At 72.4% G+C, this 20,805-nt stretch carries 17 protein-coding genes and 1 pseudogene; 5 read left to right on the top strand and 13 right to left on the bottom strand.

Going from position 1 to position 20,805, the window contains the following annotated elements:
- The first annotated feature begins 61 nt into the window (after positions 1–61).
- A complete protein-coding gene (locus AW27_RS33035; RefSeq protein WP_236647677.1) occupies positions 62–526 on the top strand; it encodes a ribosomal maturation YjgA family protein in 465 nt (154 codons plus the stop codon).
- A gap of 151 nt (positions 527–677) precedes the next feature.
- Positions 678–1,559, top strand: a complete 882-nt coding sequence (locus AW27_RS33030) for a polysaccharide deacetylase family protein (RefSeq protein ID WP_037922591.1) — start codon at positions 678–680, stop codon at positions 1,557–1,559.
- Between the two features lie 79 nt (positions 1,560–1,638).
- Here AW27_RS33030 and AW27_RS33025 read toward each other — a convergent pair whose 3' ends face one another.
- From AW27_RS33025 to AW27_RS33015, 3 genes are all read right to left on the bottom strand, one after another.
- Positions 1,639–3,144: a SpoIIE family protein phosphatase gene (locus AW27_RS33025; protein WP_037922589.1), complete on the bottom strand. Its 1,506-nt coding sequence runs from the start codon at positions 3,142–3,144 to the stop codon at positions 1,639–1,641.
- A 163-nt stretch (positions 3,145–3,307) separates the two neighbouring features.
- Positions 3,308–4,516 carry a cytochrome P450 family protein gene (locus AW27_RS33020; RefSeq protein ID WP_037922587.1) on the bottom strand — a complete coding sequence of 403 codons (1,209 nt, stop codon included), beginning with the start codon at positions 4,514–4,516 and terminating at the stop codon, positions 3,308–3,310.
- A 236-nt stretch (positions 4,517–4,752) separates the two neighbouring features.
- Positions 4,753–5,292 (bottom strand): hypothetical protein, encoded by a 540-nt coding sequence (locus AW27_RS33015; RefSeq protein ID WP_037922584.1) that lies wholly within the window; start codon positions 5,290–5,292, stop codon positions 4,753–4,755.
- A gap of 249 nt (positions 5,293–5,541) precedes the next feature.
- Here AW27_RS33015 and AW27_RS33010 point away from each other — a divergent pair, with 249 nt between their 5' ends.
- The gene (locus tag AW27_RS33010) at positions 5,542–7,617 is read left to right on the top strand and encodes a SpoIIE family protein phosphatase (protein ID WP_037922582.1); all 2,076 of its coding nucleotides are present in this window, start codon (positions 5,542–5,544) and stop codon (positions 7,615–7,617) included.
- 183 nt (positions 7,618–7,800) lie between these two features.
- Here the strand turns inward: AW27_RS33010 and AW27_RS33005 are convergent, their stop codons facing one another.
- The 7 genes from AW27_RS33005 to AW27_RS32975 all read right to left on the bottom strand — a co-directional run bounded on the left by AW27_RS33005 (position 7,801) and on the right by AW27_RS32975 (position 15,950).
- Positions 7,801–9,495: an acetolactate synthase large subunit gene (locus AW27_RS33005; protein ID WP_078556545.1), complete on the bottom strand. Its 1,695-nt coding sequence runs from the start codon at positions 9,493–9,495 to the stop codon at positions 7,801–7,803.
- 295 nt (positions 9,496–9,790) lie between these two features.
- Positions 9,791–10,516 carry a class E sortase gene (locus tag AW27_RS33000; RefSeq protein ID WP_078556543.1) on the bottom strand — a complete coding sequence of 242 codons (726 nt, stop codon included), beginning with the start codon at positions 10,514–10,516 and terminating at the stop codon, positions 9,791–9,793.
- Between the two features lie 246 nt (positions 10,517–10,762).
- A complete protein-coding gene (gene glpK / locus AW27_RS32995) occupies positions 10,763–12,280 on the bottom strand; it encodes a glycerol kinase GlpK (RefSeq protein ID WP_037922579.1) in 1,518 nt (505 codons plus the stop codon).
- A 98-nt stretch (positions 12,281–12,378) separates the two neighbouring features.
- Positions 12,379–13,227, bottom strand: coding sequence for an MIP/aquaporin family protein (locus AW27_RS32990; protein WP_037922576.1), 849 nt, complete (start codon positions 13,225–13,227; stop codon positions 12,379–12,381).
- Between the two features lie 270 nt (positions 13,228–13,497).
- Complete coding sequence (locus tag AW27_RS32985) at positions 13,498–13,668, bottom strand: hypothetical protein (protein WP_172671336.1); 171 nt, start codon at positions 13,666–13,668, stop codon at positions 13,498–13,500.
- Positions 13,669–13,991: 323 nt separating this feature from the next.
- On the bottom strand, positions 13,992–14,426 hold the full coding sequence (locus AW27_RS32980; RefSeq protein WP_037922573.1) for a CBS domain-containing protein: 435 nt from the start codon (positions 14,424–14,426) through the stop codon (positions 13,992–13,994).
- Between the two features lie 306 nt (positions 14,427–14,732).
- The gene (locus AW27_RS32975; RefSeq protein WP_304949841.1) at positions 14,733–15,950 is read right to left on the bottom strand and encodes an IS110 family RNA-guided transposase; all 1,218 of its coding nucleotides are present in this window, start codon (positions 15,948–15,950) and stop codon (positions 14,733–14,735) included.
- Positions 15,951–16,410: 460 nt separating this feature from the next.
- On the opposite strand from AW27_RS32975, the pseudogene AW27_RS32970 reads away from it, so the two are divergent.
- Positions 16,411–16,779 (top strand): annotated as a pseudogene (locus AW27_RS32970) (VOC family protein); the annotation flags it as partial.
- Positions 16,780–16,984: 205 nt separating this feature from the next.
- Positions 16,985–18,709 (top strand): GAF domain-containing protein, encoded by a 1,725-nt coding sequence (locus tag AW27_RS32965; RefSeq protein ID WP_037922571.1) that lies wholly within the window; start codon positions 16,985–16,987, stop codon positions 18,707–18,709.
- Between the two features lie 19 nt (positions 18,710–18,728).
- Here AW27_RS32965 and AW27_RS32960 read toward each other — a convergent pair whose 3' ends face one another.
- The 3 genes from AW27_RS32960 to AW27_RS32950 all read right to left on the bottom strand — a co-directional run bounded on the left by AW27_RS32960 (position 18,729) and on the right by AW27_RS32950 (position 20,693).
- Positions 18,729–19,154: a pyridoxamine 5'-phosphate oxidase family protein gene (locus AW27_RS32960; protein ID WP_052030720.1), complete on the bottom strand. Its 426-nt coding sequence runs from the start codon at positions 19,152–19,154 to the stop codon at positions 18,729–18,731.
- Between the two features lie 35 nt (positions 19,155–19,189).
- A complete protein-coding gene (locus AW27_RS32955; RefSeq protein WP_157840257.1) occupies positions 19,190–19,516 on the bottom strand; it encodes an STAS domain-containing protein in 327 nt (108 codons plus the stop codon).
- A 292-nt stretch (positions 19,517–19,808) separates the two neighbouring features.
- Positions 19,809–20,693 carry a universal stress protein gene (locus AW27_RS32950; RefSeq protein WP_037922566.1) on the bottom strand — a complete coding sequence of 295 codons (885 nt, stop codon included), beginning with the start codon at positions 20,691–20,693 and terminating at the stop codon, positions 19,809–19,811.
- Positions 20,694–20,805 lie beyond the last annotated feature (112 nt).

Raw genomic sequence — 20,805 nt, 5'->3', positions numbered from 1 at the left:
CGGCACGTCGCCCGGGTCGGGGGCGGACACCCGGATCCGGCAGGATGGCCCGGTGACCCTCGTGCCCGGAACCGGTGACCGTACGGCCCCCTCCGCCCCCGCCCGACTCATACGGATCCGGCTGGCGGCGGCCGGATCCGCGGCGGTGACGGTCGGCGCGGGGCTCGGGCTGCGGGCCTTCGCGGCCGGAAGCGTGGCCAAGTACGGCGGGGACGCGCTGTACACCGTCCTGTTGCTGGCCCTCGTCGTGCTGGTCGCGCCCCGGTGGACGCCCCTGCGGGCCGCCGGCACGGCACTGGCGGTGAGCTGGGCCGTCGAGTTCCTCCAGCTCAGTTCCGTGCCGGCGGAGCTGTCCCGTGAGAGTGCCGCCGCCCGTATGGTCCTCGGTTCCACCTTCAACGCTCCGGATCTGTTCTGGTATGCGGTCGGCGCGGCGGGCGGCTGGCTGCTGCTGCACACGGCGAGCGGCCGGCGCCGCCGCGTCACGGCCGGGGCCCGGCCGGCCGGTGAGACTCCTCACAGCTGACGGGCCGCCCCGAGGTCCGGCAGGTCCCGTTCTGGCACGTCGTACCGGGTGTGGAAGCGGTGGATCGGCCCAGAAGGGCTCCCGGACGGATGACCTAGCCTGGATCCGCAACGCGATTTCGGGGGGCCGAACGCAAAGGAAGAGCGCCTCCATGGGCATCACGAGCAGTTCCGCCCGCCGCGTCCGGCGGGCGGGATCCGCAGCCGCCGCGACCGTCCTCGGCATCCTGGCCGTATCCGCCGCCCCGGCCCTCGCCGCCGCGGACGGCTCGGCGGACCAGCCCGCGGCCGGCCCCGCGAGGGTGGCCGCGCGCGGCTCTGCCGGGAAGCCCGCCTCCGCCCCCGAGAAGCCGGCCGCCAAGGATTCCGCCGGTTCCGCGTCGACGGCCGGCAAGCCGGGGCCCGCCCGAAGCGCCTCGGGGATACCTCTGGCGATCTCCCGGCTGGCCCAGGGCCCGGGACGGGATGTCGCGATCACCATCGACGACGGCCCCGACCCCCGCTGGACCCCCCAGGTCCTGGAGGTCCTGCGGAAGAACCACGTCAAGGCCACCTTCTGCATGATCGGGACCAAGGCTCAGAAGTATCCGGAGCTCGTGCGCTCGGTCGCCGCCGAGGGGCACCGCCTGTGCAACCACTCCGTCGACCACGACGTGACCATGGACCACAAGCCGGTCGCCTACCAGAAGCAGCAGATCCTCGAAGGCAAGGCCATGATCGAGAAGGCCGCTCCCGGGGTCCCGGTCGGCTACTACCGGGCACCGGGGGGCGCGTTCACCCCCGACAGCCGGGCGCTCGCCGCGGCGAGCGGGATGCGGCCGCTGGGCTGGAGCGTGGACCCCAAGGACTGGAGCCGTCCGGGCCTGCCCGCGATCATTTCCGCGGTCGAGAGCGATCTCCCGCAGCAGCCGACCGTCTTGTTCCACGACGGGGGCGGCGACCGCAGCGAAACAGTCGCCGCGCTGGGGCAGTACCTGCCCTGGCTCACCGCGCAGGGCTACCACTTCACCTTCCCCGCGCGCACCACCCCGTAGCCGGTCGACCGGCGGGCGGTGGCAGGCGGGGATACGGCCGCGGCATCGGCGCGCCGGCGCGCCGCCGATCCGCGGGATCCTAGCCGGGGCGTCCGGGGCCCGGACTGGCCCGGGCGATCAGGAGGGCCACATCGTCGTGGACTCCCGGATGGCGCATGGTGTCCAGCAGCAGGTCGCAGGTCTCGTCCAGCGGGCGGCCGGGGTCGTCGAGGGCTTCGAGGAGAACGTCCAGGCGCTTGTCGATCGGGTCGTCGCGGGTCTCGACGAGGCCGTCGGTGTAGAGGACCAGCTGGTCGCCCGCCCCGACCGGGACACTCACGGTGCAGAAGGCGACCCCCACACCGCCGAGCGGGGCACCGGTGGGCAGGTCGAGGAGCTCACGCGTACCGTCCTGGCGCAGCAGGACCGGTGGCAGGTGCCCGGCCAGGGCGAGGTGGCACTGCGCCGCGCAGGGATCGTAGACGGCGTAGACGCAGGTCGCGATGGTTTCCAGGCCCTCGGTGACGTGGTCGAGGTGGTGCAGGACCTGTGCGGGGTCGAGGTCGAGATCGGCCAGTGTCCGGGTGGCGGTGCGCAGCTGGCCCATGCTGGCCGCGGCCCCGACTCCGCTGCCCATCACGTCGCCGACGACGAGGGCGGTCTTGTCGCCGCTCAGCGGGATCACGTCGAACCAGTCGCCGCCGATCTCCATCGTGGCCTGGGCGGGACGGTAGCGGGTGGCGACTTCCAGGCCCGGCCGCCGCGGCGGGGTGCGCGGCAGCAGGCTGCGCTGGAGAGTGAGCGCGGTGTGGCGTTGTTCTTCGACGGCCCGGTGCCGCTCGGTGACGTCCACGCTGGCGGTCGCCACCCCCAGCACGGTCCCGTTGGGTGCTTCGAGCCGGTAGAACGAGATCGACCAGGCGTGGTCGTGGTCCGGGTCCGCCGGGGTCCGGCCGACGGTGTACTGGTCCACGATGGGAACACCAGTGGCCAGGACCTCGCGCATCGCGGCCTCGAAGGACGGGTCCACGGCCGGCAGCACCTCGTGGACGTGCCGGCCGATGTGCTCCGCGGCGGGCACCCCGTTGAGGGCTTCCTCCGCCGGGTTGACCGAGACGTAGCGAAGGTCGGTGTCGAGGACGCCGAGCCCGACCGGCGACTGGTCGACGAGGCGGGCGGACAGCGCCAGGTCCCGTTCCACCTGCCGGACCGTCGCCTGGTCGGCGGCCAGGCCCAGGGCGTAGTACTCCTGCTGGGAGTCCAGCAGCCGCATGTTGCGGAATTCGACCATGCGCGTGCTGCCGTCCTTGTGCCGGACGGGGAAGACGCCGACCCAGCTGACCCCGTCCTGCATGACCTCGGCGAACATGTCCAGGACGACCGGAAGGTGCTCCTCGTGGAGCAGCAGGCGGCCCGCGTACTCCCCGAGCGCCTCGTCGGCGGTGTAGCCGAACAGTTCCTCCGCCTGCGGGCTCCAGAGATCGATCCGGCCGTCGGCATCCAGCAGCACGGCGGCCACGCGTAGCACGTCGAGCAGGCCGCCCGGTCCGGACTCGGCGGGCCGCCCCCCGTCGGGATCGCCGTGCGAGGGCTCGATCGCTCCCATCTGCGAGCCCTCCTTCCGGCCGCCGCGGACTGCCGCCCTACCCTCCCAGCCCTCTCATCGTCCCTCTCCGCGCGACACGCGTACACGCCTGGACCCCGCCGGACGGCCCAGCGCCAACCGTGCGTCACCACCGGCCACCGCATCGGCTCTGATGCGGCAGGGTTCAGCTCCGGGCGGGCTCCGTGTCATAGCGGACCGGGAGTTCCGTCAGGCCACGGGCGCGCAGGGAGGGCCGCCAGCGCGGAGCGGAAGCCGCGGCTTCGAGCACGGGGTAGCGCTCCAGGAGGGCGGTCAGGGCGATCTCGGTCTCGGCTCGGGCCAGGGGGGCGCCGAGGCAGTAGTGGATGCCGTGACCCAGCGCGAGGTGACCCGAGGTGTCGCGGTCCAGGTCGAGGAGGTCGGGGCGCGGGAAGCGGTCCGGGTCGCGGTTGGCCGCGGAGAGCGAGAGCAGGACGGTCTCCCCCGCCGGGACGGTGACCCCCGCGATCGTGACGTCTTCCGTCGGGAAGCGTCGGATGGCGAGGGGTGCCGGTCCCTCGTAGCGGGCGATCTCCTCGACGGCAGCCGGCAGGCCTGACGGGTCGTCGCGGAGGCGCGCGAGTTGTTCGGGGTGCTCCAGGAGCGTGTGGATCGCGTTGCCGATGAGCTGGACGGTGTTCTCGTACCCGGCGAAGAGAATGAGGAAGGCGAGCGACATCAACTCGTCCTCGCTGAGCCGGTCGCCGTTGCCGTCGCCGTTGCCGTTGCCGTCCCGGACGGCTATCAGGTCGGAGAGGAGGTCGTCGCCGGGGCTGCTGCGCTTGTGCGCCATGAGCTCGGTGAAGAAGCCGAGCATCGCCACCACGGCTTCGCCGGCGGCCCGGGGCCGCTCGGGGTCCGGGGCGATGAGTGCGTCCGTCCAGGTGCGGAAGTCGAGGCGGCGGTCCTCCGGGACGCCCAGCAGGTCGCAGATGACGACGATGGGCAGCGGTGCGGCGTAGGCGGCCACCAGGTCCGCGGTCCCGGCCTCGCCGAGGGCGTCGAGGAGGCGGTCCGCAGTCGCGCGGATGGGGGTGCGGAGTTGCTCGGTGCGGCGCGGGGTGAAGGCGCGGCTCACCAGTCTGCGGATGCGGGTGTGGTCGGGCGGGTCCATGTTGAGCAGGTTGGCGTCCAGGGCCGGCGGCAGCGACAGCCCCCGGTAACCGCCTTCTCCCGCACGGGACTTGTCCAGGGACATCCGGGGATCGGCGAGCGCTGCGCGTACGTCGTCGTACCGCGTGACCAGCCATGCCGGGGTGCCGTCGGTGCCGGTGATGCGGCAGACCGGCGCGGTGTCACGCAGCCGGGCATAGACGGAGTGGGGGTGCTCTAGCAGTTCGCCCTGAAGATCCATGGGGCCACCTTAGGACGGTGGAGCAATCGGCCGTCCCGGCGGCCGGCCCGGGTCACGCGCGCCTGGTAGCGGTGGTTCTGGTCGTGGACGAACTCCCCGGCGCCTTCCGGGGCGCCGGGGACGGGTCCGCCCCCGAGTGCGGGACGCGGAGGGCGGACCGGGCGTGGGCATGTCGCCCAGTGGGCCAGGGAGCCCGGCCCACTCACCGGAACGACCGGCTCAGTGGAGCGACCGGCTCAGTGGAACAGCATGGACGCATCCCCGCTCGGCGTGGACACCGAGCCCGGGCACAGGAAGCTGCCTGAGGCCTTGGTCGCGGTGAAGGCCCGGTTGACGTACTTCCGGCTGGTGCCGTCACGGTCCCACACGATGTTCGTGGCCTTGTACCGGCAGGAGATGAAGCTCTGCTTGCCGGTGATGTCGATCAGATCGGTCCGGGCCGTGCCGGCTGCGTCGTCGAACGTGAAGGCGGGGTTGTTGTTGAGGGTGGCGGCGATACCGCCACCGCAGGCGAGGTTGCCGCCCGGCGCGTTGATCGTGGTGCGGTCGACGGTGAGGGCGTTCGGGGCGGCGGCGCTGGTGCTCGCGTTCGTCCAGCCACAGCTGTTGCCGGCGACGACCATCACGCCGTCGGCCTTCTGGTCGGCCGCCGGGGCGGCGGAGCCGTGGGCAAGGGCGGTACCGGTACCGGACGAACCCGCCGCGAGGACGAGTGCCGCGATTCCGACGACACGGGCGAGTCGTGTGGTGCGGGAGATGGGCGTGGTGTGCCTCATGGGTCGCTCCTCCATGCCACGTGCTGGTGGGGGTGGGCGAGGCTCTGGGCCTCTCAGGGGGGTGCGGAGTGCGTGCCGGGAGCGTCCCACAGCCACCTCGAAGTGTCAGGAGCCTGTCAGGTGCATGGCAATAATTGGCTTGAATTACCGGTCGGTACGGCGCGGGCGCCGGGGCGGGACGACCCATGAGGTCCGCCTCCCCGATGACGGGCACAATGAGGAGAGACCTCGATCGAAGGGGGACCTCCGATGCCATCGGACCGGCCAGGGGGTGAGCACGCCGACGCCCCCGGTCCGATCCGGTCCGAGCCGGGGTCGCTGCTGGAGCACGTGTCGGTGGCCGTGTTCGGCCTGGACGACCAGGAGCGCGTCCGCTACTGGGGCCCCGGCGCACGCCACCTGTTCGGATACCCGGCCGAAGAGGTGCTGTCCCGGCCGGCCTCGCTCCTCTTCCCCGACCCGGTCCCGGGACGCCCCGGCGGGGCCGCGCGGTTGGTGGAGCGCGGCCGCAGCCTCGGCTACTGGCGGGTCCGGATGCCCGCCCGGCACCGCGACAGCGGCGTCTTCGACTGCGGCTTCCGGGTGTTCCCGGTGACCGGGACCGGGGACGACTCGGTGGTCATGGGTCTGGCCAGCAGGGGCGACGAACTCGACCGGGTCAAGACGAACCTCGTCTTCCTCGACGCGCTCTTCGAGACCTGTCCGATCGGCCTGGTCATGCTCGACGACGAGCTCCGGTACGTCCACCTCAACCAGGTGCTGGCCGACATGGACGGACTTCCCGTGGGCGAGCACCTCGGGCGGCGCATGACCGACATCATGATCACTTCCGACGGGGGCGAATACGAACGCAGCCTCCGGGCCGTGGCCGAGAAAGGGGACCCTCTGGTGGGTGCGCTCGTGGGACTGCGCACGCCGGGCCGGCCCGACCGGGACCAGGTCCGTTCCGTGAGCTTCTTCCCGCTGAGCGGGGCAGGGGACACCCGGACCGGCCTGGGCGGGCTGCTCGTCGACGTGACCGACCGGGAGAGGGCGCTGCTCGAAGCGACGGCCGCCCGCCAGCGGCTCGACCTCCTGGACCGGGCGTCGGCCCAGGTCGGAACCACCCTGGATCTGGAGGTCACGGCCCGCGAACTGGTCGACGCCGTGATGCCCGACTTCTGCGACGGCGCCGTCGTGGAAATGGTCGAGTGGATGTACGAGGACGAGCGATTCGACCCGGCTCTGCCCCTGACCACCCGCCGGATCGCCGGTGGCACGGTCCTGCCGCCGCCCGCCCCCGAGCTGGTCGGCGGCCTGGAGCGGGTGACGTACCCGCCGGGTTCGGGCATCCACCAGATGCTGAGCAGCGGCCGCCCGCTGTCGGTCGTGGTCGAGGAGGCGTTCGCGACCCGCACCGCCGCCCACCGGGACCGGGCCCGGCTGCTGCTCGACAGCGGCCTGGGCGGCATCGTCCTCGCCCCCCTCGTCGCCCGGGGCACGGTCCAGGGCATCGCCATGTTCGGCCGGTCCGTCGACCGCCCGGCCTTCACCGAACAGGACGTGACCCTCGCCGGCGAACTGGCCTCGCGCGCCGCCCTGTGCCTGGACAACGCCCGCCTGTACGCCCGGGTCCAGGACATCGCGCTGACCCTCCAGCGCGCCCTGCTGCCCAGCGCCGTGGCATCCGGCACGCACGTGAGCGTCGCCCACCGCTACCTCCCGGGCAGCAGGATCACCGAGGTCGGCGGCGACTGGTACGACGTGATCAACCTGCCCGGCGACCAGGTCGCACTCGTCGTCGGGGACGTCATGGGGCACGGGATTCCGGCCGCCGCGTCGATGGGCCGACTACGCATCACGGCCAAGGCGGTGGCCGCCCACAGCCGCACACCCGAGGCACTGCTCGCCGAACTCGACGCGTGCGCGCAGGACTCCGGCATCCAGCTGGCCACGTGCCTCTACCTGGTCTACGACCCGCACACCGGCCGCGCCCGCATCGCGAACGCGGGCCATCCACCACCACTGCTGCGCCACCCCGACGGCACCGTCCAGACCATCGGCGAGGGCCTGGGAATCCCGCTGGGGGTGGGGGGCGTCGCCTTCCGCTCGTCGGCGATCGACCTGCCGGAGGGCGCGGTACTCGCGCTCTACACCGACGGCCTCATCGAAGCGCGGGGCCAGGACATCGGGGCCGGTCTGGACGCCCTGCGGGAGCAGCTGCGCACGGTCAACGGGCCGCTGGAGGAGGCCGCCGACCGGATCATCGCGAGCCTGCTGCCCGCCGAGCCGACCGACGACACGGTCCTGGTACTCGCCCGCATCCGCCGCGCCACTCCCTACTAGATCAACCTCCCGCCCGGCCGGACGCCGCCCGGTCCGGCCCGCCCGGGTCCCCCCGCGCGACATCCGTCAGCTTCGGGACCTGAACCGACGTCGCACCGATGCCGTCCGCGACCGGGCCCGGGCCCGCAACGCGAACCGGCCGCCGATGTGCTCGGAGGACTCTGGGGTTGCCTTCCCGGCAGCTCAGAACGGGCCGCTGAGGGTGCCGAGCCGGTCGGTCAGGCGCAGGTTCTCGGAGTAGTCGACGGGGCAGGCGATCACGGAAACGCCGTCGTCGTCCAGGGCGCGGCGCAGCGTGGGCAGCAGTTGGTCTGCGGACTCGACCCGGTAGCCGCGTGCGCCGAAGCTCTCGGCGTAGGCGACCAGGTCCGGATTGGTGAACCGGGTGTGGCTGTGGCGGCCGAGCTCCAGTTCCATCTTCCAGGTGATCAGGCCGTACTCCTCGTCCACGAGGACCAGGACGACCAGGGGGACGCGTTCGCGGACGGCGGTCTCCAGTTCCTGGGAGTTCATCAGGAAGGAGCCGTCGCCCATCATGGCCAGGACGCGTCGGTCCGGCCGGGCCAGTTGGGCGGCGATGGCGCCCGGCAGCGCGAATCCCATGGTGGACAGTCCGTTGGAGACCAGGCAGGTGTTCGGTTCGTAGGTCGGGTAGAGCCGGGACATCCACATCTTCCCGGCGCCGGTGTCGGCGAGCACGATGTCGTGGCGGTCCAGCGCCATGCGGACGTCCGCCACCACGCGCTGCGGCACCAGGGGGAAGGCCTCGTTGTCGCGTCCGTACCGAAGTTCTTCGTCGAGCAGCGAACGAATCTTCGTGCTGCTCGACGCGTCGTAGGCGAGGCCGTCGGGCAGTGCTGCCGCGAGGGCGTCCAGCGCCTGCGAGAGATCCCCCTCGACGCCGACGGCGACCGGGTAGTGGGCGTCCACCTCGGCCGGGAAGCGGTGCAGGTGCACGATGCGCTTGTCGCCGTTCGGGTTGATCTTGACAGGGTCGAACTCCTGGACCTCGTAGCCGACGCAGAGCAGCACATCGGCCGCGTCGAAACCGAAGTTGCCGTAGTCATGGCGCATGAAGCCGACCGCGCCGAGGGCGTTGGGGTGGTCGTCGGGGAAGACGCCCTTGCCGTGAAAGGTGGTCGCGACCGGGATGTTCAGCCGCTCGGCGAACCGCAGCAGGGCGGCCGAGGCCCCGGCTCTCGCGGCGCCGTGGCCGGCCAGGACAATGGGATTCCGGGCCGTGCCGAGAACCTCGACCGCTCGTGCGATCTGGGAGGGTGACGGCGCATCGGCGCGCACCGTATCGATCTGCAAGGAGCCCAGGGTCTCGACGGGACGGTCCGCTTCGATGTCCTCCGGCACCGCCAGGAACACGGCACCGGGACGCTCGCTCTGAGCGGTCTTGAACGCCTTGCGCATCATTTCCGGCACCGCGTCCGGACACTCGATGCGGGCCGACCACAGGGTGACGGGAGCGAACATCGACACAAGGTCGATGACCTGGTGGGACTCCTTGTGGATGCGGCGCAGGGAACCCTGGGCGGCCAGCGCCACCAGCGGCGCGCTGTTGGTCGTGGCGTCCGCGGTGCCGAGCAGCAGATTGATCGCGCCGGGCCCCAGGGTCGCCGAACACACGCCGGCCCGGCCGGTCAGCCGTCCGTAGATCTCCGCCATGAACGAGGCGGCCTGTTCGTGGCGCACCAGGATGTAGCGGATTCCGGAGTCGTTCAGCGCGTCGACGAAGCGGATGTTCTCCTCCCCCGGGATCCCGAAGACGTACTCGACGCCCTCCGCCCGCAGACAGCGCACCAAGTGATGCGCGACGTCCTCCACCGCTGTCGTCTTCCGCGACTCGGTCGCCGCGCCCTCGGTATCCATGCGACGAACCTAGGCACGCCCCACTCCCCCGGCCACTCTTCGGCCGCCGACCGGGGCATCACCGCACTCCTCGCCGCCGCCGGCACCGGGGTGGGCACGGGGCCACCACCGACCCGTACGAGATCGCGACCGGCGAGGGCGGCGACGGCACCCCGCGTCCCGTCGCATCCGGTCGAACCGGCCTGCTGCCGCGCGGCGGCAGCGACTCCAGCCGGGGACACGCCGCCCGTTCGTCAGACCCCGCGTCCCGCAAGACATGATCGGGAACGAACACGATCCACTTCCGTGTCGAACCCTAGGTCGAGGTCGCTGTCCGGCGCAGCACTCCGATCTTGTCGATGCGGTGCTCGGGATTGCCCTGGGCGTCGCTCCAGAAGTTGCCCTCGGCGTGGTCCTCCGGTGTGGCGCAGGTCGAGATCGTGATCATGGCCTGGGTGGGGGTCGCGCCGGGTGCCCCGGGGACCGGCGCGCGCTGTTCGTCGAGCGAGCGCTGCGACCGGAAGGACGTCCTGCGGGTGGCGATGATCTCGTAGGTGTACTCGGCCCCGTCCGCGGTCACGACGACCGGGTCGCCCACGCCGACGGCGGGCAGGTCCCGCAGCGGGCCGCCGGCCGACAGCCGGTGCGCGGTGACCAGGAAGTTCCCCACCTGGCCGGGTCCCACCCCACCCCGCTCCCCGTACGGGCTGGCTGCGATCCCGCGGTCCTGGATGAGGGTTCCGGGCCGGTCGTCGGTGGTGCCCTCGTACGGGACCACGCGGAGCCCGGTGACCCCCGCGGAGGGTATGGACAGGTTCGACTCCCGGGTGCGGACATCGACCGGATCCCGCGCGGGCGTGGCCGCGGGCTCGACGGCCCCGGCGGACGCCGGACCGGTGGCCGGGGCCGTGGTGGGCACCTGCGTCGTCCGCGGCCCCGCCGCGGGTCCGGCGGCGGCCGAGGGCCCGCAGGCCGCCAGCAGGGCGGTCACGGAACCGGCCAGTACGACGGGGACGGCTCGGGACGGGAACGGCAGGGGCATGGGTGCATCCGTGGGGGTCGTCGCCCGGGTCGAGCGGCAGGTGGGTGACCCGGTTGACGGTCAGGGTGACATACGGAGCAAGAAGTCCATAAGGGTCCAGGTCTGTGACGTGCCTCCCCGTCTCCGAACGGCCGGTTCCGAGAGGGGGAGGCAGGCCCTCGGCGCGGCGGAGAATGCGAGAGGCCGGCGGTCATCCCGTCTGCGCCAGGTGGCGAGTGCCGCCGGCCAGGGGGCGCGGACGGGCCGTTACTCGACCTTGGCCCAGTCGAGCGTGCGTTCCACTGCCCTCTTCCAGCCCTCGTACCCTTCGGCGCGCCGCTCCTCGGACCACTGGGGCTCCCAGCGCTTGGACTCCTGCCAGTGGGTGCGCAGTTCGTCCGTGTCCCGCCAGAAGCCGGTGGCGAGGCCGGCCGCGTAGGCGGCGCCCAGCGCGGTGGTCTCGGCGACGACGGGGCGGCTGACCGGTACGCCGAGGACGTCGGACTGCGTCTGCATGCACAGGTCGTTGGCGGTGACGCCGCCGTCGACCTTGAGCACGTCGAGGTGCACACCCGAGTCCTGCTCCATGGCCTCCACGACGTCGCGGCTCTGGTAGCAGATGGCCTCCAGGGTGGCCCGCGCCAAGTGGCCGCTGTCGTGGTAGCGGGCGAGGCCGACGATGGCGCCGCGGGCGTCGGAGCGCCAGTACGGGGCGAACAGTCCGGAGAAGGCCGGAACGAAGTAGATGCCCCCACTGTCCTCGACCGTACGGGCCAGGCGTTCGGTCTCGGCAGCGTCAGTGATGATCTTCAGCTGGTCGCGCAGCCACTGCACGGCGGAGCCGGTGACCGCGATGGAGCCTTCGAGGGCGTAGACCGCGGGGCTGTCGCCGAACTGGTAGGCCACGGTGGTGAGGAGGCCGTGCCGCGAGCGGACGAGCTCGGTGCCGGTGTTGAGGACCAGGAAGTTACCGGTTCCGTAGGTGTTCTTCGCCTCGCCGGGCGCGAAGCAGACCTGGCCCACGGTGGCCGCCTGCTGGTCACCGAGCACGCCCGTGATGGGGATGGCCTCCCGCAACGGCCGCGACGTGCGGGTCCGTCCGTACGCCTCGGGATGGGACGACGGGTTGATCGTGGGCAGCATGGACCGGGGAATGCCGAAGAACCCCAGCAGTTCGTCGTCCCAGTCGAGGGTCTCCAGGTCCATCAGCATGGTGCGGCTGGCGTTGGTGACATCGGTGGCGTGGACGCCGCCGTCGGGGCCTCCGGTGAGGTTCCACAGCACCCAGCAGTCGGTGTTGCCGAAGAGGGCGTGCCCCTTCTCGGCGGCCTCCCGCACGCCGTCGACGTTCTCCAGGATCCACTGGATCTTGCCGCCGGAGAAGTAGGTGGCCGGGGGCAGCCCCGCCTTGCGGCGGATGACCTTGCCCTGGCCGCCGCGCTCCAGCGCCGCAGCGATGGAGTCGGTACGGGTGTCCTGCCAGACGATCGCGTTGTAGTACGGGCGCCCGGTGCGGGGGTCCCAGACGACGGTGGTCTCGCGCTGGTTGGTGATGCCCACGGCCGCGAGGTCGGAGGCGTCGAGGTTGCCGTGCCGGAGGGCGTTCTGGATCACCGAGTTGGTGCGCTCCCAGATCTCCACCGGGTCGTGTTCGACCCATCCCGAGCGCGGCAGGATCTGGTTGTGCTCCAGTTGGTGCCTGGCCACCTCGTTGCCGGCATGGTCGAAGATCATGAATCGGGTGCTGGTGGTGCCCTGGTCCACTGCGCCGACGAAGTCAGCCATGGGATGCCGCCTCCTCTGGGGAATGCCGTGAATGGGGCCGGCGCCCGGGACGGAGCGCCGATGCGCGTCCGTCCCGGGTGCGGGCAGCTCTGTGCGGTTCAGCTCTCGTCCGGGACCGGTACCCGTCCGGGGGGCTCGGGTTCGGCGTCCGGCAGGAACCGGCCGACGAGGAGCTTGTAGAGAGCCGCTCCGAGCACGCCCCCGATGAAGGGGCCGATGATCGGGACCCAGAAATAGAGATGGCCGTACTGATCTCGCCATGCCCCGCCGTAGCCGGTGAGGAAGCTCGCCAGGCGGGGGCCGAAGTCACGGGCCGGGTTGATCGCGTAGCCGGCGTTGGTGCCCCACGCCATGCCGATCGCCACCACGATCAGGCCGACGATGAACGGGGCGAGGTTGGCGCCGGGGGGCGTACCGAGCATGTCCGTGATGGCCAGCACCAGGAAGAGGAGGATGGCGGTGCCGATGATCTGGTCGCGCAGCGCGCCCCACTCGGTCACCGGCAGGTTCGTGTTGCCGTTCGCCGGGAGCGTGGAGAAGACCCCCTGCGTCTTGATGGTGTGACCGGGGTCGGCCTTGGCCAACGCCTCGCTGTAGTTCCAGCGGACGATCAGGGCCCCCACGAAGGCTCCGGCCACCTGGGCCACTGCGTAGGGGGCCACCTTCTTCCACGGGAAGCCCTTGAACGCGGCCAGTGCGACCGTCACAGCGGGGTTGATGTGAGCACCGCTCAGCCTGGCCGCGACGTAGACGCCCAGGGTCACGCCGAGGCCCCAGGCCCAGGCGATGCTGTCGTGGTTCCCGAGACCGCCCGCGGGGTCCGTGAGGGCCCCGCCCGCGACCACTTGGGCCACCACACCGCAACCGAAGAGGATAAGGATCATGGTGCCGGCGAATTCGGCGAAGAGTTCGCCGACCAGACCCGATCTATGGAGGCGCTCCGTCATGGATGCCCGCTTCCCGCCGGGCCGAAGGCCGGCTTCGAACTGCCCCGAGTCCTCTGTCTGACCGCAGTACGGGACGGTCCCGCGCGAAGGACGGCAGGTCCTGCGCGGCGCTCTCGCCCCGCTGCGGGTACGTCGGTCCTCCCTCGTTCCGCCGCCCTTCGGGCGGAGCCGCCTCGGATGGGACAGGGCCCGGCCGGGGCGACTGCGGCTCCGGCCGGGCCCTGCGTGCGTGGGGTGTTGCCCCGGATCCCGGACGCCCGGCCGCTCCGATCAGAAGCCGTCTGCGTGCGGGCCCTTGGCACGGGGCGCGCCCTGACGGCCCGGCCGACGCGACGGTTGGCGGGGCTCGGGATGGACCGGGTCCAGTCCGGGCGGCAGCGGGCGCTGCTCGTCCTCGCGGCCCTTGCCCGGCTCCCGGTGCTTGTCCTTCATTCCGCCCATGACGGCAGACTCCTTCTGACGGGGACGGAGGATTCCGAGGATTCCTCTCCACCACGCTGACACAGCCGGTTACTTTCCGCACCATGTGGTCTACGGGTCGCAGTGCGCACGCACGCTGCGCCTCCGGTCGGCGGGGCCGGGAACCGGCCCGGGGCACCCATCTGAAGCCGCCGCGCCCGGTGTTCGACGCTGTAGAGGACGACGCGGCCGGCCGCGGGACGACCGGAGGCGAGGCCGCCACGCGGCCCGTCGGGCTCCGTTCGGCTCCGTTCGACGTCCCTGCGATCCGATGGGCACCGGGCGGGCGGAGTCCGTCGCGGCCGTCACCGGTCGCGGGCCGCCTCCTCGGCAGCCGCGATGGAGGCGAGCGGCGAGCCGGGGTCCCGCTCCACCTCCAGGTCGCCCAGGGTGACGATGCCGACGAGCTCGCCCCCGGCGTCGCGCACGGGCAGGCGCCGCAGCGCGTGCCGGCGCATGAGGTCGACGGCCTCGTCGACGTGGTCGTCGGGCCCGACGACGGTCAGGGGTTCGGTGCTGCAGACCGCGTGCACGGTCGTCTCCGCGGGGTCACGGTCCTCCGCCATCCCGCGGACGACGAGATCGCGGTCCGTGACGATGCCGCAGAGCCGGCCCTGGTCGACGACCAGCACGTCCCCGATGCCCGCGTCCCGCATCACCCGCGCCGCTTCCGCCAGTGAGGTCAGGCGCTCCACGGCCACCGGGTTGCGCGTCATCACCTCGTGCACTCGTCGGGTCATCGGTCCTCCCGAAGGTCGTAGCCGCCGTGGGACACGGCACCTGCTGCGCGGCGCCTACCCCGCCACCGGCGAGGTAGGCCCGTGGGCCCGGCCCGGCCGGTTCCAGTATCCGACGGTGGCGCCGTCCGGGCGGGCGCCGCTCCCCGCAACGGGTGGGGCTCCGCCCTGCCGGGCGGCGCGGGCACGAGGGCCCCGACCGGCCGGGGGGGATGGCCGATCGGGGCGGCCCCAGCCGGCCGGGGGGTGCCTCTATGTCTTTCGTCAAGGCACCTGTGTCGGGTTTCGGGTGGTTCGGGCTCGCTGAGGCTAAGCGGCGAGCTCGACGTCCGTCGGTGTCCGGGATTCGTAGAAGGTGCCGTCGCGGAGCATGGCGAACAGGACGCTGATGCGTTGGCGGGCGAGGCGGAGGAGGGCCTGGGTGTGGGTTTTGCCGCGTGCTCGTTGCTTGTCGTAGTAGGCGCGGGAGGCCGGGTCGGCGTTCATGCAGGCGAAGGCGGAGAGAAACATCGCCCGTTTGAGCTGCCGGTTTCCGCCTCGGGGTGCGTGTTCGCCATGGATCGAGGTCCCGGACTGCTTCGTGGTGGGGGCGAGGCCGGCGTAGGAGGCGAGGTGGGCGGCGGTGGGGAAGCTGGTGCCGTCGCCGACGGTGACCAGCAGGACGGCGGCGGTCCTGACGCCGACGCCGGGCATCGACGTCAGGACCGGGGAAAGAGGGTGAGCCTCCAGCAGGGCGTTGATCTGGGCTTCCATCGCCCGGCGCTGGGTGTGGACAGCGGCCAGCGAGGCGGCCAGGGAGGGGATGACGATGTCGAGGGTGCCGGTCCCGGGAACGACGACGGTCTGCTCGTCGAGCGCGTTGAAGACGTCGTCGATCAGCCTGGTGGCCATGCGCGGGGCCTTCGGGCGGATCAGCTCGACGAGTCTGCGGCGTCCGGCCTTGCGCAGGGCGGCTGGGGATCCGTAGCGCTCCAGCAGCCAGGTCACGGCCTGGTGGTCCAGGCGCGGGCCCAGGACGCGTTCCAGGCTGGGGTGGAACTGGGTGAGCAGGCCCCGTATCCGGTTGGAGGTGCGGGTGGCCTCGGCGGCCAGGTCCTGGTCGAAGCCGACGAGCACGGTCAGCTCGGCGGTGATCTGGTCGGTCAGCTCCAGCGAGCGCAGGGTGTGCGGCATCGTCCGGGCGGCGTCCGCGATGACGGCGGCGTCCTTGGCGTCGGTCTTGGCCTCGCCCGGGTAGAGGTCGGCGATCCGGCGCATCGCCAGTCCGGGCAGGTAGGCGACCTGGCAGCCCGCGTCGCGGGCGACGGTCAGTGGCAGGGCGCCGATGGAGGCGGGCTGGTCCACGATCACCAGCACGGTGCCGAACTTCGCGGTCAGCTTGTCGAAGACGGCCCGCAGCTTGGGCTCGCTGTTGGGCAGCTGCTTGTCGAAGACCTTCTTCCCGCCCGGGGTGAGCCCATGACCGTGATGGCTGCTCTTGCCGACGTCCAGGCCCAGGAACACGCCCACGTCTTCGATCTCGAACATCGTGCCCCTTCCCAGGGGGTGTTGACGGTGCCGGCCTCGGCTCGGGTGTCGTGCTCGCGCATCCACGTTATGCAGACCTGCCGCCCGCGAACTGTCCAGCATTGCGCCGGACCGGACGGTGGCCGGACCTCTGATCAGCGTCTCCGACGAACACCCCCGGACCCGGTGACACCACCCCCCAGGTCATGCCTTCGACAGGGGGCAACAGTCATGCCGGGCCCGGAGGCCAGCGGCCCCATTGCGGAACCGCAGAAAACATAACGGGGAAGGCGGGCCAGGGCGTTCACGAGCGGGAGCGGGAAGGACCCCGTGTGACCTCCCGGCGGCGGCGACGCGGGCACCGCACCGGGCCCGGGGGCTTCGTCCTCCTGCGCCCCGCATCAAGACAAACGGTCAGCGGCCTCTCGTTGTTCCCGCACACCGCTGGTACTCGGGGTCAAGATCGGGAAGGATCTCGCGCATGGTCTCGATAGTGCAGAACGTGGCGGTCGACTGTGCGGACGCCTACGCGTTGGCCCGGTTCTGGAGCGGTGCGACGGGCTGCCCGATGCATCCGGACGCCAAACCGGGCGACCGGGAAACGATGGTGCTGCTGGCGGAGGGGCCGGTGCTCTACTTCAACCAGGTGCCCGAACACAAGACGGTCAAGAACCGGATCCACCTGTGCCTGCGCCCGGAAACCACGCGTGACGAGGAGGTGGAGCGGCTGCTCGGTCTCGGCGCCACCTTCGTCTCCGACCACCGCAACCCCGACGGGTCCGGTTGGGCCGTTCTCGCCGATCCCGAGGGCAACGAGTTCTGCGTCCTGCGCAGCGACTCCGACCGGGCGCGCGCCGATGCCCAGGGCGCAGACCCGTCCGTACCCGGCGCGGGGGCCCCGGCGGCCCGCCCCGGCGCCGGAGCCGGATGCGGAGTCGGAACCTGACCCGTTCAGGCCGACGGGCGACGATGTCCTGCGGGATCGTCCTTTCCGGCCCTGACGGGTCGATACGCTTGCCCGGGCGAGGACCGGTCGTTGGGCGGAGGAGAAACACGTGGGTACGGGCAATCCGTTGACGCAGGTACCGCGGATGCGGCTGGACGAGCTGCTGGACGAACTCCAGGCGCGCATCGACGCCGTTCGCGGCACCCGCGACCGGGTGCACAGCCTGCTCGAGGCCGTGGTCTCGGTCGGCCGGGAGCTCGATCTCGCCCAGGTGCTCCGGCGGATCGTGGAGGCGGCCGCCCTGCTCGTGGACGCCGAGTACGGGGCGCTGGGCGTGATCGGCCCCGACGGTCGCACGCTCGCCCGGTTCCTGACCGTCGGGCTCACCGATGAGGAGATCGCACGGATCGGGCCGCTGCCCGCCGGCCACGGCCTGCTCGGGGAGGTCATCCACCATCCGGAGCCCCTGCGGCTCACCAACCTGGGCGCGCACCACTCGTCGTACGGCTTCCCGGCCCATCACCCGCCGATGCGTACGTTCCTGGGCGTGCCGATCCGGGTCCGCGACGAGGTGTTCGGCAACCTCTACCTCACCGACAAGCGGGGCGGGTTGGACTTCGACACCGAGGACGAGGCCGTGATCTCCACCCTGTCGGTGGCGGCGGGTGTCGCGATCGACAACGCACGACTGTACGAGGGCTCGCAGCGCCAGCAGCGATGGCTCAGGGCCAACGCGGAGATCACCGAGAGCCTGCTGTCCGGCTGTTCGCGCCCGACGGTGCTGGAACTCATCGCCCGCCGGGCCCAGGAGATCACCGCGGCGCGGCTGGCGGACATCGCCATGCCGGTGGCCGGGGTGGACGGCCTGGTCGTGGAGTTCGCTGCCGGCGCGGACGGACCGGAACGGCAGGGGCTCGTCGTCCCCTTCGCCGAGACGCTCTCGGGAGCCGCGTACCGGGCGGGCCGACCCGTCACGGCCATGACGGGGGCGGACGACGCGCACTACCCGGCCGAGGCCCAGGTCCGGCAGCGGGCGGGGCTGGGGCCGGCCGTCGCCGTCCCGTTGAGCACGGCGGGCGGGGAGAGCCGGGGCGTGCTGCTGCTCGCGCGCGCGGCGGGGGAACCGGCGTTCGGCGAGGGCGAGCTGGAGCCGCTGGTGGCCTTCGCCGGTCAGGCGGCGCTCGCCCTGGAGCTGGCGGAGCGACGCCGGGACGCCGAGCAGATAGCGCTGCTGGAGGAGCGTGACCGGATCGCCCGCGACCTGCACGACCTGGCCATCCAGCGTCTCTTCGCCACCGGGATGACCTTGCAGAGCGCGGCCCGGCTCGTCGAGCACGAAGGAGCCGCCGAGCGGGTCGGCCGGGCGGTCGACGACCTGGACGAAACCATCAAGATCATCCGATCGACGATCTTCGGACTGCGTACCAAGGACCGTGAGAGCGGCCCGGGCCTGCGGGCGCGGGCGGCCCGTGCCGTCGGCGAAGCCGCCACCCCGCTCGGCCATCCGCCGCGCCTGAGCATGGAGGGCCTGCTCGACACCGACGTACCGGCGCAGATCGCCGACCACGTCATGGCGGTCCTGGGGGAACTCCTCAGCAATGCCGCCCGCCACGCGCGGGCCACCCGGGTCGGCGTGAGCCTCAGGGCGGGGAGCGGCGAAGTCGTGCTGGCCGTCACGGACAACGGCACCGGCATTCCGGCGCAGGGCCGCCGGAGCGGTCTGCGCAACCTCGACGAACGGGCCCGGGCCGTCGGCGGGTCCTTCACCGTGGAGAACCCGCAGGAGGGCGGCAGCCGGCTGGTGTGGCGGGCACCGCTGCCCGGCGGGAGCTGAGCGCGGGGACGGGTCGGCTTCAGGCCCCCGGCGCGGGGTGCGGTGCCGCCTCCTCCAGCCGGAACCCGGTGACGAGGTCCGGGTGGATCCGCAGGGCACCGGTCATGGGCGTTCCCACCCAGGGGCGGAGCAGGTCCGCGTACCGGTCGGCGTCGGCGGCATCGGCCACCGGGCGCGCGTAGCCGGTGACGACGACGCTCCAGCCGAGGTGGGTGTCGGGGTCGATGACGTCCGCTTCGTAGGCCACGACCACCCCAGGGGCCTCGGTCGGTGCCGCCAGCGAGCCGATCGCCCCGCCTCCGTGAATGCGGACGACGATGTCCTCGCCGTCGACGAGGTGGTTCACCGGCCGGACGGCGGGCAGCGCGTGCCGGGTGAAGACGATGCGTCCCAGCGACACCGTGGCGAGGAGTCCCAGGGCCTCGGCCCTGTCCAGCTCCCGCATCCGTCGCGGGTCCGCGGACCGGGGCGGCTGCGTGATCACGAGACGACGAGGTTCAGGTCGCGGTCGGCGGCGAGCACCCGCATGGACTTGATCACCTGGGGTGGCACGTCGCACAGGAGGAGCCGGGTTCCCGCCTCGCGGGAGTGACGTTCCAGTTGGGTGAAGAAGGCGATGCCCGCACTGTCGCAGAAGGAGAGGCCGCGCAGGTCCAGGATCAGGTTGCGGTGGCCGGAGCCGGCGAGTTCGCGCAGGCGCGGCGCCACGTGCTCCACGGTGAAGAAGTCGAGCTCCCCGGCCAGGGCTATTCTCAGGCCGCGATCGTCGCGTGCCACGGTCCTCAGGTCGATCAGGGCGGTCCTCATGTCGTCCTCCGCGCTGCGTGCGGCTCCGTCGAGTCGCGCCATTGCCGTGCGCCCTCAGTGCACCTCGTGCGGCCGGCCCCGGAAAAGGCCCGGCAGGCCCTTCGGACAGGGCCGAAGGTCCCTGTCCGAAGGGCCGGCCGGTACCCGCCCCGGAGCGGCCCTCCCGTGCGGGCCGATCGGGTCCTGTCCGACCGGCCGGGCGGGCTGCGGAAGGCCGGTGGGCGTGCGTCCGCGACGGACCCGGCCGGAGGAGTCGCGTCGTGGCAGGGGCGCGGAAGCCGGCCGTGGAGCGTCAGCGGTGCGGGACGACGGCCACGGGGCAGACCGCGTGGTGCAGCACGGCGTGGGCCACCGAACCGATGCGCGCCCCGAGCGCCGACTCGCGGACCCGCCGGCCGACGACCAGCAGCCCTGCGTCCGAAGCGGCGGACAGCAGCGCGTGGCCCGCGCTCCCCTGCTCGACGTGCTCGACCACCTGCACCTCGGGGTACCGGGCCCGCCACTGCTCCAGGGCCTGCTCCAGCGCTTCCTGCTCGTACGGCGCCAGGCCGCCGAGCTGGTCGGCGATCCACATCGACCCGGGGCTGTAGCCGTAGATCGGGGGCAGGCTCCAGGCCCGGACGGCCCGGAGCGGCACCTTGCGGGCCGCGGCCTCCTCGAAGGCGAAGCGCAGCACCTCGGCGGACTCCTCCACGCCGCCCTGCTGGCCGACGACCACCTCTCCCCCGCCGGCCGCCGGGACCGGCCCGTCCCGCCCGTCCCGCCCAGCCCGGACGGAGACGACGGGGCACTCGGCGGCGGCGATCAGCTGCTGCCCGTACGAGCCGAGCAGGAAGCCGGCCACGGCGCCGTACCCGCGGGAGCCGAGCACCAGCATCTCCGCCCCCTTGGCGGCGCGCAGCAGGGCCGGCACCGGAACGTCCGGCACCACCTCCGCGGTGAGCGCGACCCCGGGGTGGCGACGGGTGAGCTCGGCCTCGGTCTCCTCCAGGATCTCCTGGGCCCGGCGGGCCTCGGTCGCGCGGTCCTGGACGACCGGTACGGCGAGCGGCTGCCACAGCCAGGCGTGGACCACGTGCACGTGCAGATTGCGGAGCACGGCTTCCCGCGCGGCCCAGTCGGCAGCGGCCCTGCTCTCCGCCGAGCCGTCCACTCCGACGACGAGGGTTCGCTTCACAGGTCTGTCCTCCGTACTGACGCGCGGGGCGTCGGTATCTCCCGCAGGGATGGGTCGCGCCGGCCGGGGGAAGGACCGGCCGCCGCGCCATTCACCGTGCCCGGGACGGGCA

The sequence above is a fragment of the Streptomyces sp. PCS3-D2 genome (assembly GCF_000612545.2).
In the GTDB taxonomy this organism is placed as follows: Bacteria; Actinomycetota; Actinomycetes; order Streptomycetales; family Streptomycetaceae; genus Streptomyces.
This window is presented reverse-complemented; position numbering and strand designations above follow the sequence as displayed.